The organism is Stutzerimonas nosocomialis (assembly GCF_005876855.1).
GTDB classification, from domain to species: Bacteria; Pseudomonadota; Gammaproteobacteria; order Pseudomonadales; family Pseudomonadaceae; genus Stutzerimonas; species Stutzerimonas nosocomialis.
In genome coordinates, this window is record NZ_QLAE01000034.1 from 14,157 (window position 1) to 30,535 (window position 16,379).

Below are 16,379 nucleotides of genomic sequence, written 5' to 3' on the forward strand. Positions count from 1 at the left end.
GCGTTGACCGAAAGCGTTGGGCGCCAGGCCCAGTTGCAGACGGACAGAGGCACGTTATCCGGCGGCGCCGCGGCTTGCTACCATGCGCTACCCTCAATCCGCGATGCCTGCCGATGTCCGACTTGCCCCGCTCCGCTTCCGACGCAACGCCCTCTTCCCCGCTCGACGCCCTGCTGCGGCACTTCCACCGGGTCATCGTGCCGCTGTGGCTCGGCCCCGGCTGGAACGCCCGGCTGGAGCTGCCCTACGAAGCGCTGGACGCCGAGCAGCGCCCCCTGCCCGCGCAGCGTTACCGCGCCATGGCCTGCGCGCGGCAGCTGTTCCTGTTCGCCAGCCTGATCGACCAGCCGGACGTGCCCCAGGCGCGTGAACGCGCAGCGCGGCTGTTCGCCTCGCTGCAGCGGCACTTTTACGACGCGCACAATGGCGGCTGGTTCTACAGCATCGACGCCGAGGGTGCTCCGCTGGACCGGCGCAAGGACCTCTACACCCACGCGTTCGTGATCTTCGCCTGCGCCCATTACCGGGCCAGGGTCGAGGACCCGCAGGCCGATAGCGTGCTGCAGGCGGCGCTGATCCTGGTGCGCGAGCGCTTCGCCGACGGCCAGGGCCTGTACGAAGCCCAGTTGGGTGAAGACTGGTCGCCGCTCGGCAGCGGTCCGCTGCAGAACCCGCTGATGCACCTGACCGAGGCCTTTCTCGCCACCCTGGCGCTGCGCGACGACGCCCTCACCCGCGACGCCCTGCTCGCGCTGGTGAATGCGATGCAGGCCCGTTTCGTCGACCCGGCCACCGGCGTGGTGCTGGAAAAGCCCCTCGGGGCGGCGGACAATTGGTTCGAACCCGGCCACCAGTTCGAATGGTTCTTCCTGCTGCACGGCTCTCCATTGCTGGCCGCCACGGCGTTGCACGCCTCGCTCGAACGCGCATTCGAGTTCGCACTCGCCCACGGGCTCGACGCGAACAGCGGCGCCGTCAGCGCGATGCTCGCCGCGGACGGCAGCCTGCTCGACGGCACCCAGCGCATCTGGGCCCAGGCCGAATACCTGCGCGCCCTCGCCCTGCGCGGTACCGAGCCGCAGGTGCTGAACGAACGGCTCGGCCGGTTCGCCGAGCGCTTTCTGCATGCCCGTGGCTGGCATGAGTGCCTGGACGGCCAGGGCCGCCTGAGCCGCTCCGACATGCCCTCGACCAGCCCTTACCATCTGGCGACCTGTTATCAGGGCGTCATCGCCCAGGGCCGCCGTTAAGCGGCCCGCACGCCCGACCGAGGACCAGCCGTTGTATCCCATGATCGGCGAGCGGCTGCTCGAAGCGCAGGCGCCGGTACCGAAGGCCGCCCCGGGCTCAATGCGCCGCGGCGTCGCCCTTGTGCCGCAGCCGGCTGACCAGGGTCACCGCGGCGAACACGACGCCGCCGGCGAGAATGCCGAAGGCGGCGTCGAGCAGCGTCGGTAGCACGCCACCGAGCACGGCGCCTACGTAAGGCAGGTGCTCGACCTGGTCGGCGCTGCTCTCGATCAGGTGATGCAGGGTGCGCACGCCGTGGGTGAGGATGCCGCCGCCCACCATGAACATGGCGGCCGTGCCGACCACCGACAGCGTTTTCATCAGCCAGGGCGCGGCCGCCAGGATGCCGTGGCCGATCGATTGCAGCATCGCGCTGCCGGTCTTGCTCAGCGCCAGGCCCAGGTCGTCGAGCTTGACGATGCCCGCGACCAGGCCATAGACCCCGACCGTCATGATCAGGGCGATACCGACGAGCACCGCTACCTGCTGGGTGAACGCGGCGCCGGCCACCGTCCCCAGGGTGATGGCGATGATCTCCGCGGAGAGAATGAAGTCGGTCCGTACGGCCCCGCCGATCTTCTGCTTCTCCAGGGCGACCAGGTCGACCGAGGGATCGGTGATCGCGGCGACCCGCTCGGCGTGGCCGTCGTCGCCGTGGGGAAAGAACCGGTGGGCGAGTTTCTCGAAGCCCTCGAAGCAGAGAAACGCACCGCCGAGCATCAGCAATGGCGTGATCAGCCACGGCAGGAAGGCGCTGATCAGCAAGGCCGCCGGCACCAGGATCGCCTTGTTGCGAAGCGAACCCTTGGCCACCGCCCAGACCACCGGCAGCTCGCGGTCGGCGCTGACGCCGGTGACCTGGTGCGCGTTGAGCGCCAGGTCGTCGCCGAGCACGCCGGCGGTCTTCTTCGCAGCGACCTTGGTCATCACGGACACGTCATCCAGTACGGTCGCGATATCGTCGATCAGGGCTAACAGGCTGGTGGCCAAGGCGTATCTCTCGTTCGATGAACAATGGGGGCCGGCGCGGGATGCGCCGGCAACATCTTGATTCATCCAGCCGGCAGAGCGTTCCCGAGCCGCTGGGTTCGGGGGATGGACGGCTGTCGCGCCCTGCCTGGCCCGATCAGGGCGCGTTGGCGACGCACCAGCGCTTTTGTGGTCCAGATGTGCTCAGCCGTCGCAATCGAGGCCGCCATGTACCAGATCCAGCTGCTCCTGCCGCTTTACGACAATGACGGTCAGGCCCTGCCCAGGGCGTTGTTCGCCGACGTGCGCGACGAGCTCGTCGAGCGTTTTGGAGGCCTTACCGCCTACACCCGGGCGCCGGCGTCGGGCGTGTGGCTCGAAGAGGGCCAGCATCCGGTCCACGACGAGTCGGTCATCTACGAAGTCATGGCCTCGACCCTGGAGCGCGACTGGTGGGCCGGCTACCGCGCGACGCTGGAGCGCCGTTTTCGCCAGGAAGAGATGGTCGTCCGGGCGCAGCAAGTCACCCTGCTCTGACGGGGCCGCGTCAGCCGTCGCTGCCGCCGGCCCTTCGCTGCTCCTGGCGCATCAGCACGACGATGATCAGCAATGCCGCGATCGCGGCCAGCGCCGATCCCATGAAAATGCTGCGCAGCCCGGTCCAGGCGGCGAGCACGCCCATGATCGCGCCGGCCAGGCCCAGCGCCAGGTCGAAGAACATGGCGAACACGCTGAGCGCCGAGCTGCGGCTCGCACTGTCGACACGGGCGATCACCCCGACGCCGATGGCGGGATACAGCAGCGCCAGGCCGGAACCGGTCAGCGCCGCCCCCGCCAGCGCCACGGCTGGCGAATTGGCCACCCACAGCGTCAGCAGACCTAGGATCTCCACCACCAGGCAGGCGACCGCCACCGGGTATCCGCCGATCCGGTTGATGGCATTGGGGAACAACAGCCGCGTGCCGATGAAGGTGGCCGCATAGGCGGTCAGGCACCAGGCCGCGCCTTCCCATCCGCGAGCGGAGTAATACAGGGCGATGAACGAACTGATCGCGCCGTAGCCGATGGTGGCCAGCGCGAGGCCCATGCCATGCGGCGCCACACGCCCCAGCACCTTGCCGAACGGCAGGCGCTCGCCCCGGCTGACCGGCGCCGGCTCCCTGCGCCAGGCAAGGCCCAGGCCGAGGACCGCGAGCAGCATGGTCAGCACGCCGAGGCTCCAGACACCGAGCTGGTCGGTCAGCATCACGCCCAGCGGCGCGCCGATGCCGACACCGCCATAGGCGGCAACGCCGTTCCAGGAAATGATCCGCGCCGCGCTGTCCGGCCCGAGCCGGGCGATGCCCCAGCTGATGCCGGAAATACCGACCAGGCTCTGGGTCAGTCCCAACAGCAACCGGCTCACGATCATCAGTCCAAGGCTCGCCAGGGGCCAGTGATCCAGCCACACCGCCAGGGTCAGCAGCAGGCCGCTGGCCAGGCTGACGGCCATGCCCAGGATGACCGTCTTCTTCGCCCCCAGCTCGTCGGCCAGGCGCCCGGCCATTGGCCGGCACATCAGGGTCGCGAGGTACTGCACGCCGATCACCACGCCGGCGACGGTGGTGCTGAATGCCAGGTCGTGATGGATGTAGCCCGGCAGCGACGCCAGCGGGATGCCGATGGAAATGAACGAGATGAAATTGAAGAGCACGAGCGAGAGGATCAGCGCGGTGTCGTTGGACGCAGGTCTGGCAGAACTCATCGAAGCGCCTTGCAGAAAGTGATCGGGAGCCGGCGCCCTATGCCGCCGTGAGCGCAGGGCATCGGGGTGTCGGCCGCGAGGTGCCGTGTCCGTCGACCCGGACCGGACGGCGCACGGATAGACAGACGATGCCGCAGGGAGCGGTCACTTCCCTCCCCGGCTCGGCGTCAGCTCGCGGAGCGGTAATCGGCGGTTGGAAACTGACTCATCGGTCTGCGGCCACTCCGAACGATACTCTTTTAAACGAAGCGGCAATAGGTCCAAGCGAAACGGTAATAGCGAAGCGAACACTGGAATGACGCTGTTTCCAGACACTTTTGAAACTACGGTAACTGTGGTTTTGCTGACCGTTGAACGAAACGGCATATCTTCCATTCGTCGGACACCAGGCAATCGGAGGGAACTATCGACAAGATCTGTTCGCTATAATCGGCGCCGCGAAGAGACATGAAACTTCTCCAAGCCAGCTAAACCCCGGGTCCGGCCTTTCAGGCCGACCGACTTCGGCCAGCCGCCCATTTGCAACCGCACCGATTCCAGTGCGCATGGCGGCAGGCCCCAGCGAGACGGCCTCTACGGAGCCTTCGTCGCCAATCGACACGCAGCTCCTCCGCACGCAGCTCACCGCTCGTCGCCCATATCGGGAGAAATCCATCGCGCGCTCAAGATACGCAGCGACAGGCCGACGTGTTTAAACGTGGCTCACAGCCAGATATCCAACGGCATAATCGTCAGGTAGTAATTATGACCACACATATTGTCAACTTCACCGGCCCGATCAACTCCGCAACCTGCGGGCAACTTATCGACAAGTGCTCCCAGGCCGTTCAGCAGGATGCATCGGAGATCATCCTGAAGATCGCCACCATGGGCGGTGAGTGCAGTTACGGATTCTCGCTCTACAACTTCCTCATGTCGCTTCCCGTTCCGGTTCATACCCACAACCTGGGCACGGTGGAGTCGATGGGCAATATCCTGTTCCTGGCCGGACGCAAGAGAACGGCCTGTCGCCACAGCAAGTTCCTGTTTCACCCGTTCCACTGGAACATCCATGGCTCGGTCGACCATTCGCGCATGTCCGAGTACGCCATGAGCCTCGACTACGACCTGCAGCTCTACGCCGACATCGTCAAGGAGCGGACCGAGGGTGCCGAGCAGTCGCTGGACATCGCCAAGTACCTGATGGCCGCCCCGCGAATCCTCAACCCCGAGGAAGCGCTGGCGACCGGGCTCATCCACGCGGTGGACGATGCCTACATGCCGGCGGGCGCCGTTTCCTGGGCGGTCCATTCCTGACCGTCGTCCGAGCCTGACGCTGGGCGATCGCTGAGCGCGCTGCAGGCCCGGCCGATGCCGGCAGAGGCATCGGCCGGGCTCGGCTGGCGATTCAGGCCGCCATGCGCTCGCACTCCTGCGCGCAGGCCAGGCATGCCTGGGCGCATTTGCGGCAGTGATCGGCGTCGTGCTTGCCACATTCCTCGCCGCAGGCACGGCAGACCTGTGCGCAGAGCGCGCAGAACTGCTTGGCGAAGTCGCTTTGCCGGGCCATCAGCGCAGCCGCCATCCGGCACATGTCGGCGCAGTCCATGTCCAGCTGGACGCAGCGGGCCATCATCTTCACGTCATCTTCACGCAGGCAGGAAGCGGCGCAGGTGTCGCACGCCACGGCGCAGGTGCTGCACGCCTGGATACAGCTGTCGTATTGAGCGGTCGTCATCGGGATTCTCCTGTGTCGGGTCGGTCGAGCACGTTCGGAGCGGTCGGCCACGGCTTTCGCGGCGCCCTCAGATACGACCCGATCGGCGCCGGGGGTTTCCTCCGCTTCGTCGCCAGCCTGACGTCCGGCTGGGTATCGTCACGGCCTCTATGAGCCGGCGTGAAACCGGCCACAAGCAAACCGGTTGCTGCCACGCGGCGACTTCTCCCACACTGTCGTGCGCCGTCAGACACGACGGTACCGCCATCATTGGGAGGTTTCCTTGGCCGATCTCGCGCAACACCCGTCCCGCAGCGCCATCCTCGAACATCCCGATGCGCTCGATTGCACCCTCTACCGCCCCGACGAACGCGACCCCGATGCGGATGAAACCGATCTGGGCGATGCCCGTATCCTGTTTCGCGGCGTCTTCGAGCCGCCCGCCGACTGGGATGCCCTGGAACGCGACGAATTCTATGGCGACGCCGATCCCGCTTCGTTCTTCACCGCCTACATCGAGCCGGAGGCGGCGCCCGGCAGCAAGCAGGCCTTCGTCACCCAGGTCGGCGACTTCGTCGCGACGATCCCCGGCGTGCAGGTGATCATGTACTTCGTCGTGGACTACAGCGACGACGCCGGCAGCCGGATCTACGTGCTGCAGCGCGACGACCAGCTGCTCGACTGAGCCAGACGCCGCCCTATCGCGCCTGCCTGCGGGCGGCCTCCTCCCGCTCGATCCGTTGCCTTGCGCCGCCGTCGACACCGCTGGTCGAGGGCATCGGCTGGTAAAGGGCACCGGTGGTGGCCGGCGCCGGCGGCGCGTTCTCGATCTGCCAGCGGTGCGCGATGTTCGCTGAAATCCGCTCGCTGAGCCCGGGCATCAGCGAATGGGAAACCACCGCGCCCCGCGCCTTCCAGCCCACCGGCAGGCGTTTGCGGGGATGGACCGAGACCCAGGCGATCGCCTCGACCACCTGCTCGGGGCCGTCCATCGACGCCATTCGCGCCGTTCCGCCGGTGTAGTTGGCGGCATGCTCCCAGAACGGCGTGTCGATCGCCCAGGGCATCACGGTGGCGACACTGATGGTATCGCTGCCGCTGAGGCGGATCTCCTCGGCCAGCGCGACGCCCAGGTTCATCACGCCGCCCTTGGTGGCCGCGTAGGACGCGTGATAGGCCAGCGGCACCTCGCTTTCCACCGAGCCGACGTTCACCAGCGTTCCGTAGCCCTGCTGGCGGAACTGACGCATCGCCACATGGCTGCCGTAGATGGCGCCCTTGAGGTTGACGTCCACCACGCGCGCATGGTCCCGCAGGGGGATTTCCTCGAACCGCCCGAGGACGCCGACTGCGGCATTGTTGATCCAAACGTCGATGCGGCCGAAGGCATCCAGTGTCTGCCGGGCCAGACGCTGCACCTGTTCGGCATCGCTGACATCGGTGGTCACCACCAGCGCCTTGCCGCCGGCGGAGCGAACCTCTGCGGCCACCTCCTCGAGCACCTCGGTACGCCGCGCGGCCAGCACCACGTTGGCCTGCATCAACGCGAGCCTGAGCGCCACGCCCCGTCCGAGGCCGCTCGATGCGCCGGTGACGACGAAGGTCTTGCCCGCCACGGCCGGCGCGTCCTCCGGCTTCAGCCGGGGCGAGATGGCGCAGCCGGCCAGCCACAGCGCAGCGACGAGCAGCATGCAGATCCGGGCGATGGACGAGGGGTGCGGGCGGGTCATCGCGTGCTCCTGGGTCGTGAGCGCCAAAGCGCGCCTCCATGAGTCGACAGCCATGGCCGGTGCTGGTTGCAGCGCGCCTGTCGTGGCGCCTCGCGTATCGAACCCGTGGGCGCGGACGGGGACGCCTCGTCTTGGCCGCGAATCGGCGCCAAGTCCTTCGCGGTCAAGACGGCTCCACAAAGGCGTTGCTGGTTCCAGCACGAGCATTGCCGACCGCCCCCACATGAGCGCGGCAGGGCTTCGTGATCGGGGAAATCGCCTCGCGCAGCGCCGGCAGCAGGCCTGGGGATTCGGATGAACGCGCCGAACGATGGCAGCGCCGGGCCCGTCTACCGCCTGCACCGTTTCGCAGGTGCCTCCAGGCGCAGCCGCGCCTCCACCCTCTCCACCCAGGAGCCCGTCCATGAGTTCGAACGATATCTCTTCGTCCCGCCGCAAGCTGCTGCAAGGCGCCGCCGTGACCGTTGCCGCTGCCGCCGCCGCGCCGGTGTTCGCCCAGAACGCGGCCGGTGGCTCCGGCGCCGCCGGGGCTGCGACCGCCGCGCCCATGACGGACCCGAAGACGCTCTATCCGCAGCCGCCGTTCCAGAAGCAGTCGCAACCCTGGCCGGGCCTGGCGGGCAAGATGGAGCCGCGCCCCGATCACGGCGAGAAGAGCTATCGCGGCAGCGGCCGCCTGGCCGGGCGCAAGGCGCTGATCACCGGCGGTGACTCGGGTATCGGGCGGGCCGCGGCCATCGCCTATGCGCGCGAGGGGGCGGACGTCGCCATCGGTTACCTGCCCGACGAGGAGCCCGACGCCCAGGAGGTGCTCGAACTGATCCGCGCCGAGGGTCGCAAGGCCGTCGCGGTGCCCGGCGACATTCGCGACGAGGCGTTCTGCCGGCAGATGGTCGAAACCACGGTCAAGGAGCTCGGCGGCCTGGACATCCTGGTCAATAACGCCGCGCGCCAGCGGAGCTACGACTCGATCCTGGACATCAGCACCGAAGAATTCGACTGGACGGTGAAGACCAACCTCTATGCGATGTTCTGGATCACCAAGGCCGCCCTTGCGCACATTCCCGCAGGCGGCGCGATCATCAATACCTCGTCGGTGGTCACCTACAGCGCGCCGGACAACCTGCTCGACTATTCGATGACCAAGGCCGGCATCACCACCTTCAGCAAGAGCCTGGCCAAGCAGCTGATCGAGAAAGGCATCCGCGTCAACGTGGTGGCGCCCGGCCCGTTCTGGACACCGCTGCAGGTGTCCGGCGGGCAGACCATGGAGAACCTGGAAACCTTCGGCGGCGACACGCCGTACAAACGGCCCGGACAGCCCGCCGAAATCGCGCCGCTGTTCGTCACCCTTGCCTCCACCGAAGCGAGCTACGTGACCGGGCAGGTGTTCGCCGCCACGGGCGGTAATGGGCTGCCGTAGGCGGTTCGTCGCGCCTTATGGGGAAGAAAGACTCGCGGTCAAGACCACTCCCACGGATCGAGGGCTCTCGTGGGAACAGTCGGGGGCGCCCAGCCTTGACCGCGAAAAGGCCAACACAGGTCACGGGCGACATCCACCGGCGAGGCTAGTCCGGCGCCGACTCGCAGAAGGTCATGCGATTGGTTTCGCCCATCAAAAGGCCTCGATTCTGCTCGGCGCAGGCGCGCAGGTAGCGCGCCACCAGGGTGATGCGCTTGAGCCTGGCCAGGTCCTCTCGATAGAACATCCAGAAATGCCGGGTGATGGCCAGCTCGTCCGGCAGCACCTCCACCAGCCTCGAATCGGGCGCCGCCATGAAGCACGGCAGGATCGCCAAGGCCCGCCCCTGCAGTGTCGCCTGGTACTGGGCGATGACGCTGGTGCTGCGCAACGTGCTGATCGCACCGGGCACCACCCGCTCCAGGTAGAGCAGCTCGGGGCTGAAGGCCAGGTCGTCGACGTAGGTGTTGAAACAGTGCCCGGCCAGGTCCGCGACGCCGTGGATCGGTGCATGGCGGGCCAGGTATTCGGGCGTGGCGTAGAGCTTGAGCCGGTAGTCGCACAGCTTCGAGCAGATGTAGGGGCCACGCTCGGGCCGCTCCAGGGCGATGGCGATGTCCGCCTCGCGCCTGGACAGGCTCACGAAGTGCGGCACCGGCAGCACGTCGAAGGTGATCGCCGGGTAGAAACGCTGGAATTCGCAGATCTGCGGCGTGACGAAGTAGGTGCCGAAGCCCTCGGTAGAGCCGATGCGCACATTGCCCGACAGCGACAGACCGGTGCCGGCGACCTGTTCGCAGGCCGTCTGCAGGGTGCTTTCCAGCACTTCGGCGTAGCCGAGCAGGCGCTGTCCTTCGGGCGTCACCACGAAACCACTGCCGCGCGATTTCTCGAACAGCAGTGCGCCGAGCGCCTGCTCCAGGGTACGGATGCGCCGCGACACGGTGGTGTAGTCCACGCCCAGGCGCCTGGCGGCGGCGCTGGCCTTGCGGCTGCGCGCCACTTCGAGGAAGAACTTGAGGTCGTCCCAGTTCAGCTCGTTGGGGCTCATGTGAGTTTTTTGCATATGGCTTCGGTTTTTTTGTGATTTTTAAGGTGAAGTTCCCCCATCTATACTCGATCCCACCGGGCAAGGCCATGCGCCGTTGGGCGTGTTGCCTGCCACCACAACAACAAGAACGAGACGGCCACGATGAACCACTGCCCTGCCCGCGCCCCGATCCGGGTGCCGCGCCACCTGTCCGCCACACACCTCCGTGCCCCTGATTCGGGGCGAACACCTCCCGTCTGATCGTTCCGCTACCGCCACGATTGCCGCGTGGGCGCGACCGCTCGCCGCCCCGACCAGAACGCCACGGAAGGCTCCTCACGGAGAACACCGATGAACCCGAACAGCCGCTCCTTCGTCGCTGCGCGTGACTTCCTGCTCGCCCATCGCACCGATCATGCCCGTGCCGTCGAGGGCTTCCGCTGGCCCGAGCTGTCCCGGTTCAACTGGGCGCTGGACTACTTCGACGAGATGGCGCGCGACAACCAGGCGCCGGCGCTGCGCATCGTCTGCGAGCAAGGCAGCGAGGAGGTCTACAGCTTCGATCGGCTGTCGCGTCGCTCCAATCAGGTCGCCAACCACCTGCGCAGCCTGGGCGTGAATCGCGGCGACCGGGTCCTGCTGATGCTGGGCAACGAAGTGGCGCTATGGGAAACCATGCTCGCCGCGTTCAAGCTAGGCGCCGTGGTCATCCCGGCCACCGGCCTGCTGACCGGCGAAGACCTGCGCGACCGGCTCGAACGCGGCCGGGTGCGCCACGTCATGGTGGGCAGCGACCACTGCGGCAAGTTCGAAGCGCTCGAGGGCGACTACACGCGGCTGTGCATCGGCCAGGCGACGGCGGGCTGGGCCGACTACCGCGTCGCGGACCAGATGCCCGAGACGTTCGAGCCGGACGGGCCGACGCTCGCCAGCGATCCGCTGCTGCTCTACTTCACCTCCGGTACCACGTCCAAGCCCAAGCTGGTGTTGCACAGCCACCAGAGCTACCCGGTCGGGCACCTGTCCACCCTGTACTGGATCGGCCTGCAGCCCGGCGACCTGCACCTGAACATTTCGTCGCCGGGCTGGGCCAAGCATGCCTGGAGCTGCTTCTTCGCGCCCTGGAACGCCGGTGCCTGCGTGTTCATCCATAACGTGGCGCGTTTCAGCGCACCGGGCCTGCTCGCCGCCCTGGAACGTTACGGCGTGACGAGCCTGTGCGCGCCGCCGACGGTCTGGCGCATGCTGATCCAGGAAGACCTCGCCGCCTACCGCGGCCGGCTCAAGCTGCGCGAGGTGATCGGTGCCGGCGAGCCGCTCAACCCGGAGATCATCGAGCAGATCCAGGCGTGCTGGGGCCTGACCCTGCGTGACGGCTATGGCCAGTCGGAAACCACCGCGCTGGTCGGTAACACGCCGGGCCAGGCGGTCAAGCCGGGCTCCATGGGGCGGCCGCTGCCCGGCTACGAGGTGGTACTGCTCGACGCCGACGGCAAGCCGGGCGACGAGGGCGAAGTGGCTCTGCGGATCGATCCGCGCCCGCTCGGGCTGATGACCCGCTACGAGGACAGCCCCGAGAAGACCGCCGAGGTGATGCGCGACGGCTACTACCGCACCGGCGACACTGCGGTGCGCGACAGCGATGGCTACATCACCTTCGTCGGGCGCGCCGACGACGTGTTCAAGGCCTCCGATTACCGCATCAGCCCCTTCGAGCTGGAAAGCGCGCTGATCGAGCATGACGCGGTGATGGAGGTGGCCATCGTGCCCAGCCCCGATCCCGTCCGGCTGTGCGTGCCCAAGGCCTTCCTGATCCTGGCCCAGGGCCATGCGCCCTGCCCTGAGCTGGCGGCCGACATCCTCGCCTTCGCCCGCGAGCACCTGGCGCCCTACAAGCGGGTGCGGCGCCTGGAGTTCGTCAGCGAGCTGCCCAAGACCCTGTCGGGGAAGATCCGCCGGGTCGAGCTGCGCCAGCTCGAAGCCCGGCGCCGTCAGGGCGAGACCCGCGAGCCGCACGAATACTTCGAAGAGGACTTCCCCTCGCTCAAGGTCGGCGTCGCCTGCTGAGCGCCGCGAATCGAGCCCACTGCACATTCCTGAGGACCGCAGCATGAACGACAGCCAGGCAGTACCCCGCGTCAAACTCCTGATCGACGGCGAGTTCGTCGACTCCACCACCGAGCAATGGCGCGACATCGTCAACCCGGCGACCCAGGAGGTGCTGGCCCGGGTGCCGTTCGCCACCGCCGATGAGATCGAGGCGGCGGTAAGCAGCGCCAAACGCGCCTTCCAGACCTGGCGCAAGACGCCGATCGGCGCGCGCTCGCGGATCTTCCTCAAGTACCAGCAGCTGATCCGCGAGCACATGAAAGAGCTAGCCGCCATCCTCACCGCCGAACAGGGCAAGACCCTGGCCGACGCCGAAGGCGACGTGTTCCGCGGCCTGGAAGTGGTCGAGCACGCCGCGGGCATCGGCAATCTGCAGCTCGGCGAGCTGGCCAACAACGTGGCCAGCGGCGTCGACACCTATACCCTGCTGCAACCGATCGGCGTGTGCGCCGGCATCACACCCTTCAATTTCCCGGCGATGATCCCTCTGTGGATGTTCCCGATGGCCATCGCCACCGGCAACACCTTCGTGCTCAAGCCCTCCGAACAGGACCCGATGGTCACCATGCGCCTGGCCGAGCTCGCGCTCGAAGCCGGCGTGCCGGCGGGCGTGCTCAACGTCGTCCATGGCGGCGCCGAGGTGGTCAACGCGATCTGCGACCACCCCGACATCAGGGCGGTGTCCTTCGTCGGTTCGACCCATGTCGGCACCCACGTCTACAACCGCGCCAGCGCCGCCGGCAAGCGCGTGCAATGCATGATGGGCGCGAAGAACCACGCCATCGTGCTGCCCGATGCGCACAAGGAACAGACGCTCAACAACCTGGCGGGCGCGGCTTTCGGTGCCGCCGGCCAGCGCTGCATGGCGCTCTCGGTGGTGGTGCTGGTGGGCCAGGCGCAGGAGTGGATCGGCGACCTGGTGGCCAAGGCGCGCACGCTGAAGGTCAATGCGGGCGTCGAAGCCGGCACCGACGTCGGCCCGCTGGTCTCCTGCGCCGCGCTGGACCGCGTCAGCAGCCTGATCGAGCGCGGCCAGCAGGAAGGCGCGACGCTGGAGCTGGACGGCCGCAACCCGGCCGTCGCCGGCTACGAGAACGGCAACTTCGTCGGCCCGACCATTTTCTCCGGCGTCACGAGCGAGATGAGCATCTACCGCGAGGAGATCTTCGGCCCGGTGCTGTGCGTGATGCACGCCGCGACCCTGGACGAGGCCATCGCCCTGATCAATGCCAACCCCAACGGCAACGGCACCGCGATCTTCACCCGCTCCGGCGCGGCGGCGCGGCACTTCCAGGAGGAGATCGACGTCGGCCAGGTGGGCATCAACGTGCCGATCCCGGTGCCGGTGCCGATGTTCTCCTTCACCGGCTCGCGGGGCTCGAAGCTCGGCGACCTCGGTCCCTACGGCAAGCAGGTGGTGCAGTTCTACACCCAGACCAAGACCGTGACCCAGCGCTGGTTCGACGAAAGCGACGTCGGCACTTCGGTCAACACCACCATCACCCTCAAGTGAGCCGGAGGCGAGCATGAGCGACAGCACCCTGCAGGTCGAAGTGAGCGACGGCGTCGGCCTGCTCACCCTCGACCGGCCAAAGGCACTCAACGCGCTGAACAGCCAGCTGATCGGCGAGCTGAACCAGGCGCTCGATCGCCTGGAGGCGGACCCGGCGGTCGGCTGCATCGTCATCACGGGCTCGGCCAGGGCCTTCGCGGCGGGCGCGGACATCAAGGAGATGGTCGACCTGAGCTACCCGCAGAGCTACCTGGACGACTTCTTCGCCGCCGCCGACCGCATCGCCCAGCGACGCAAGCCCCTGATCGCGGCGGTGGCCGGCTACGCCCTGGGCGGCGGTTGCGAGCTGGCCCTGATGTGCGACTTCATCTACGCCGCCGACACCGCCCGTTTCGGCCTGCCCGAAGTCACCCTCGGGGTGATGCCCGGCATCGGTGGCACCCAGCGCCTGACCTGGGCGCTGGGCAAGTCCAAGGCCATGGAGATGTGCCTGACCGGGCGCCAGATGGATGCCCACGAAGCCGAGCGCGCGGGCCTGGTGGCGCGGGTCGTACCGGCCGATGCGCTGCTGGAGGAAACCCTGCAGGTCGCGCGGGCGATCGCCGGGCGCTCCCGCCAGTCGGTGCTGATGATCAAGGAAAGCGTGAATCGCGCCCTGGAGATCGGCCTTTGCGAGGGGGTTCGCTTCGAGAGACGGCTGTTCCATTCGCTGTTCGCCACGGCCGACCAGAAGGAAGGCATGCAGGCGTTCATCGACAAGCGCACCGCACGGTTCGGCCATCGCTGAATCCCATTACCGCACCGTTCGCGGCCCCGGCCGCGAGGTGTTCGAGACGGAGACATCACCATGCATATCGGCTTTCTGGGACTGGGCAACATGGGCGGCCCGATGGCCCTCAACCTGCTCAAGGCGGGCCATCGGCTCACCGTTTTCGATCTGTCGCCCGAGGCGATGACCCGCGCCGTCGAGGCAGGCGCCACCGCCGCGGATTCGCCGATCGCGGTGGCGCGGGCGCCGGTGGAACTCATCATTACCATGCTGCCTGCCGCCATCCACGTGCGTCAGGTCTACCTGGGCAGCCAGGGCCTGCTCAATCATGTCCGGCCGGACGTGATGCTCATCGACTCATCGACCATCGACCCGATGAGCGCCCGCGAAGTCGCCAGGGCCGCCCAGGAACGCGGCAACCCGATGCTCGATGCGCCGGTGTCCGGCGGCACAGGCGGCGCGGCGGCCGGCACCCTGACCTTCATGGTGGGCGGTTCGGCGGCCGACTTCGACCGCGCCCAGCCGATCCTCGCGGCGATGGGCAAGAACATCGTGCACTGCGGCGACTCGGGCAACGGGCAGGTCGCCAAGGTGGCCAACAACATGCTGCTGGGCATCTCGATGATCGGCGTCGCCGAGGCGATGTCCCTGGGCGTCTCCCTGGGCATGGACCCCGCCGTGCTGGCCGGCGTGATCAACACCTCCAGCGGGCGCTGCTGGAGTTCGGACACCTACAACCCCTACCCCGGCGTGCTGGAAAACGCACCGGCCTCGCGTGGCTACAGCGGCGGTTTCGGCACCGACCTGATGCTCAAGGACCTGGGGCTGGCCACCGAGGCGGCCAAGCAGATTCGCCAGCCGGTGATTCTCGGCGCCCTCGCCCAGCAGCTCTACCAGCGCTTCAGCGCCGATGGCAACGGCGGGCTGGACTTCTCCGCGATCATCCAGACCTACCTCAGGCAGCAGCCATGAACACGGCCGAAGCGCCGATACGCAGCGAGGTGCGCGACGGCGTCGCCCACCTGATCCTCGACAGGCCGGCGGGGCTGAATGCGCTGACGCTTGAGATGGTGTGCCAGCTGCACGCCCATCTACAGGCCTGGGAGCCGGACCCGGCGGTGCGGGTGATCGTATTGCGCGGCACCGGCGACAAGGCCTTCTGTGCCGGCGGCGACGTCCGTGCGCTCTACGAGAGCCACCGCGCCGGCAGCGACATGCACGAGCGTTTCTTCCGCGACGAATACGCGCTGGACCAGTACATCCACCGCTACCCCAAGCCCATCGTCGCGCTCATGGACGGTTTCACCCTCGGCGGCGGCATGGGCCTGGCCCAGGGCGCCCGGCTGCGCCTGGTCACCGAACGCAGCCAGCTGGGCATGCCGGAGACGGCCATCGGCTTCTTCCCCGACGTCGGTGCCAGCTATTTCCTGCCGCGCCTGCCCGGCCAACTCGGGCTCTACCTGGCGCTGACCGGCACCCGTGTCGGCGCGGCCGATGCCCTGTATTGCGGGCTCGCCGACGGCTACCTGGCCAGCGACGCGCTCGCAGGGCTGGACGAGACCCTGGCCCATCTGCACGAAACCGATGGCATGGCCCGGCTGTTCGAGCATCACCTGCGGCGCGAACTGCCCGATCCGCCGCTGGCGACCCTGCAGCCGGCCATCGACGAGCACTTCGCCGCCGGCGACGTCGCCTCGATCCTGCAGTCGCTGAAAGGCGAGCGGCATCCGCAGTACCGCCCATGGGCACAGGACACCCTCGCGCTGCTGCACAGCCGCTCGCCCCTGGCGCTGGTGGTGACCCACGAGCTGCAACGGCGTGGCGCCGAACGGGATCTGGCGGGCTGTTTCGAGATGGAGCAGCACGTCGGCGCGCTCTGGTTCGAGCATGGCGACATCGCCGAAGGCGTGCGCGCGATGCTGGTCGACAAGGACAAGAAGCCGCGCTGGCGCTACCAGCGCCTGGAGCAGGTCACCGCCGAGCAGGTCGAGCATTTTTTCGATGGGCTCTGACGGTCGCGCCCTTCGCGTGTCTGAAGGTTGGCGGTGACCGCCGAGACGCCCTACA

15 protein-coding genes are annotated in these 16,379 nt (G+C 67.7%); 10 read left to right on the forward strand and 5 right to left on the reverse strand.

The features are described 5' to 3' along the window. The first annotated feature begins 74 nt into the window (after positions 1–74). Positions 75–1,250 carry an AGE family epimerase/isomerase gene (locus tag DN824_RS17940; protein WP_138409777.1) on the forward strand — a complete coding sequence of 392 codons (1,176 nt, stop codon included), beginning with the start codon at positions 75–77 and terminating at the stop codon, positions 1,248–1,250. 97 nt (positions 1,251–1,347) lie between these two features. On the opposite strand, the gene DN824_RS17945 is transcribed toward DN824_RS17940, so the two are convergent. Next, positions 1,348–2,280: a DUF808 domain-containing protein gene (locus tag DN824_RS17945; RefSeq protein WP_138409778.1), complete on the reverse strand. Its 933-nt coding sequence runs from the start codon at positions 2,278–2,280 to the stop codon at positions 1,348–1,350. A gap of 207 nt (positions 2,281–2,487) precedes the next feature. On the opposite strand from DN824_RS17945, the gene DN824_RS17950 reads away from it, so the two are divergent. After that, complete coding sequence (locus tag DN824_RS17950) at positions 2,488–2,796, forward strand: hypothetical protein (RefSeq protein WP_138409779.1); 309 nt, start codon at positions 2,488–2,490, stop codon at positions 2,794–2,796. 10 nt (positions 2,797–2,806) lie between these two features. Here the strand turns inward: DN824_RS17950 and DN824_RS17955 are convergent, their stop codons facing one another. Then, complete coding sequence (locus DN824_RS17955; RefSeq protein ID WP_138409780.1) at positions 2,807–4,003, reverse strand: MFS transporter; 1,197 nt, start codon at positions 4,001–4,003, stop codon at positions 2,807–2,809. 744 nt (positions 4,004–4,747) lie between these two features. On the opposite strand from DN824_RS17955, the gene DN824_RS17960 reads away from it, so the two are divergent. Then, positions 4,748–5,299, forward strand: a complete 552-nt coding sequence (locus DN824_RS17960; RefSeq protein ID WP_138409781.1) for an ATP-dependent Clp protease proteolytic subunit — start codon at positions 4,748–4,750, stop codon at positions 5,297–5,299. Positions 5,300–5,390: 91 nt separating this feature from the next. Here the strand turns inward: DN824_RS17960 and DN824_RS17965 are convergent, their stop codons facing one another. Continuing rightward, positions 5,391–5,720 carry a four-helix bundle copper-binding protein gene (locus DN824_RS17965; protein WP_138409782.1) on the reverse strand — a complete coding sequence of 110 codons (330 nt, stop codon included), beginning with the start codon at positions 5,718–5,720 and terminating at the stop codon, positions 5,391–5,393. 262 nt (positions 5,721–5,982) lie between these two features. Here DN824_RS17965 and DN824_RS17970 point away from each other — a divergent pair, with 262 nt between their 5' ends. After that, positions 5,983–6,384 (forward strand): hypothetical protein, encoded by a 402-nt coding sequence (locus DN824_RS17970; RefSeq protein ID WP_138409783.1) that lies wholly within the window; start codon positions 5,983–5,985, stop codon positions 6,382–6,384. A gap of 13 nt (positions 6,385–6,397) precedes the next feature. Here the strand turns inward: DN824_RS17970 and DN824_RS17975 are convergent, their stop codons facing one another. Continuing rightward, positions 6,398–7,429 (reverse strand): SDR family NAD(P)-dependent oxidoreductase, encoded by a 1,032-nt coding sequence (locus tag DN824_RS17975; protein WP_138409784.1) that lies wholly within the window; start codon positions 7,427–7,429, stop codon positions 6,398–6,400. 403 nt (positions 7,430–7,832) lie between these two features. Here DN824_RS17975 and DN824_RS17980 point away from each other — a divergent pair, with 403 nt between their 5' ends. Beyond that, entirely contained in the window at positions 7,833–8,852 is a 1,020-nt protein-coding gene (locus DN824_RS17980) for an SDR family oxidoreductase (protein ID WP_138409785.1), read from the forward strand. Between the two features lie 145 nt (positions 8,853–8,997). Here the strand turns inward: DN824_RS17980 and DN824_RS17985 are convergent, their stop codons facing one another. Continuing rightward, the gene (locus DN824_RS17985) at positions 8,998–9,957 is read right to left on the reverse strand and encodes a LysR family transcriptional regulator (protein WP_138409786.1); all 960 of its coding nucleotides are present in this window, start codon (positions 9,955–9,957) and stop codon (positions 8,998–9,000) included. A 315-nt stretch (positions 9,958–10,272) separates the two neighbouring features. Here DN824_RS17985 and DN824_RS17990 point away from each other — a divergent pair, with 315 nt between their 5' ends. The 5 genes from DN824_RS17990 to DN824_RS18010 are packed head-to-tail and all read left to right on the forward strand — an operon-like array spanning position 10,273 to position 16,324. Continuing rightward, entirely contained in the window at positions 10,273–11,988 is a 1,716-nt protein-coding gene (locus tag DN824_RS17990) for an AMP-binding protein (RefSeq protein ID WP_138409787.1), read from the forward strand. Between the two features lie 43 nt (positions 11,989–12,031). Beyond that, complete coding sequence (locus DN824_RS17995; protein ID WP_138409788.1) at positions 12,032–13,543, forward strand: CoA-acylating methylmalonate-semialdehyde dehydrogenase; 1,512 nt, start codon at positions 12,032–12,034, stop codon at positions 13,541–13,543. Between the two features lie 13 nt (positions 13,544–13,556). Continuing rightward, the gene (locus tag DN824_RS18000) at positions 13,557–14,330 is read left to right on the forward strand and encodes an enoyl-CoA hydratase (RefSeq protein ID WP_138409789.1); all 774 of its coding nucleotides are present in this window, start codon (positions 13,557–13,559) and stop codon (positions 14,328–14,330) included. Positions 14,331–14,390: 60 nt separating this feature from the next. Beyond that, positions 14,391–15,284: a 3-hydroxyisobutyrate dehydrogenase gene (gene mmsB, locus DN824_RS18005; protein WP_138409790.1), complete on the forward strand. Its 894-nt coding sequence runs from the start codon at positions 14,391–14,393 to the stop codon at positions 15,282–15,284. Next, complete coding sequence (locus tag DN824_RS18010; protein WP_138409791.1) at positions 15,281–16,324, forward strand: enoyl-CoA hydratase/isomerase family protein; 1,044 nt, start codon at positions 15,281–15,283, stop codon at positions 16,322–16,324. The genes mmsB and DN824_RS18010 overlap by 4 nt, the downstream gene beginning before the upstream one ends. The last annotated feature ends 55 nt before the right edge of the window (positions 16,325–16,379 follow it).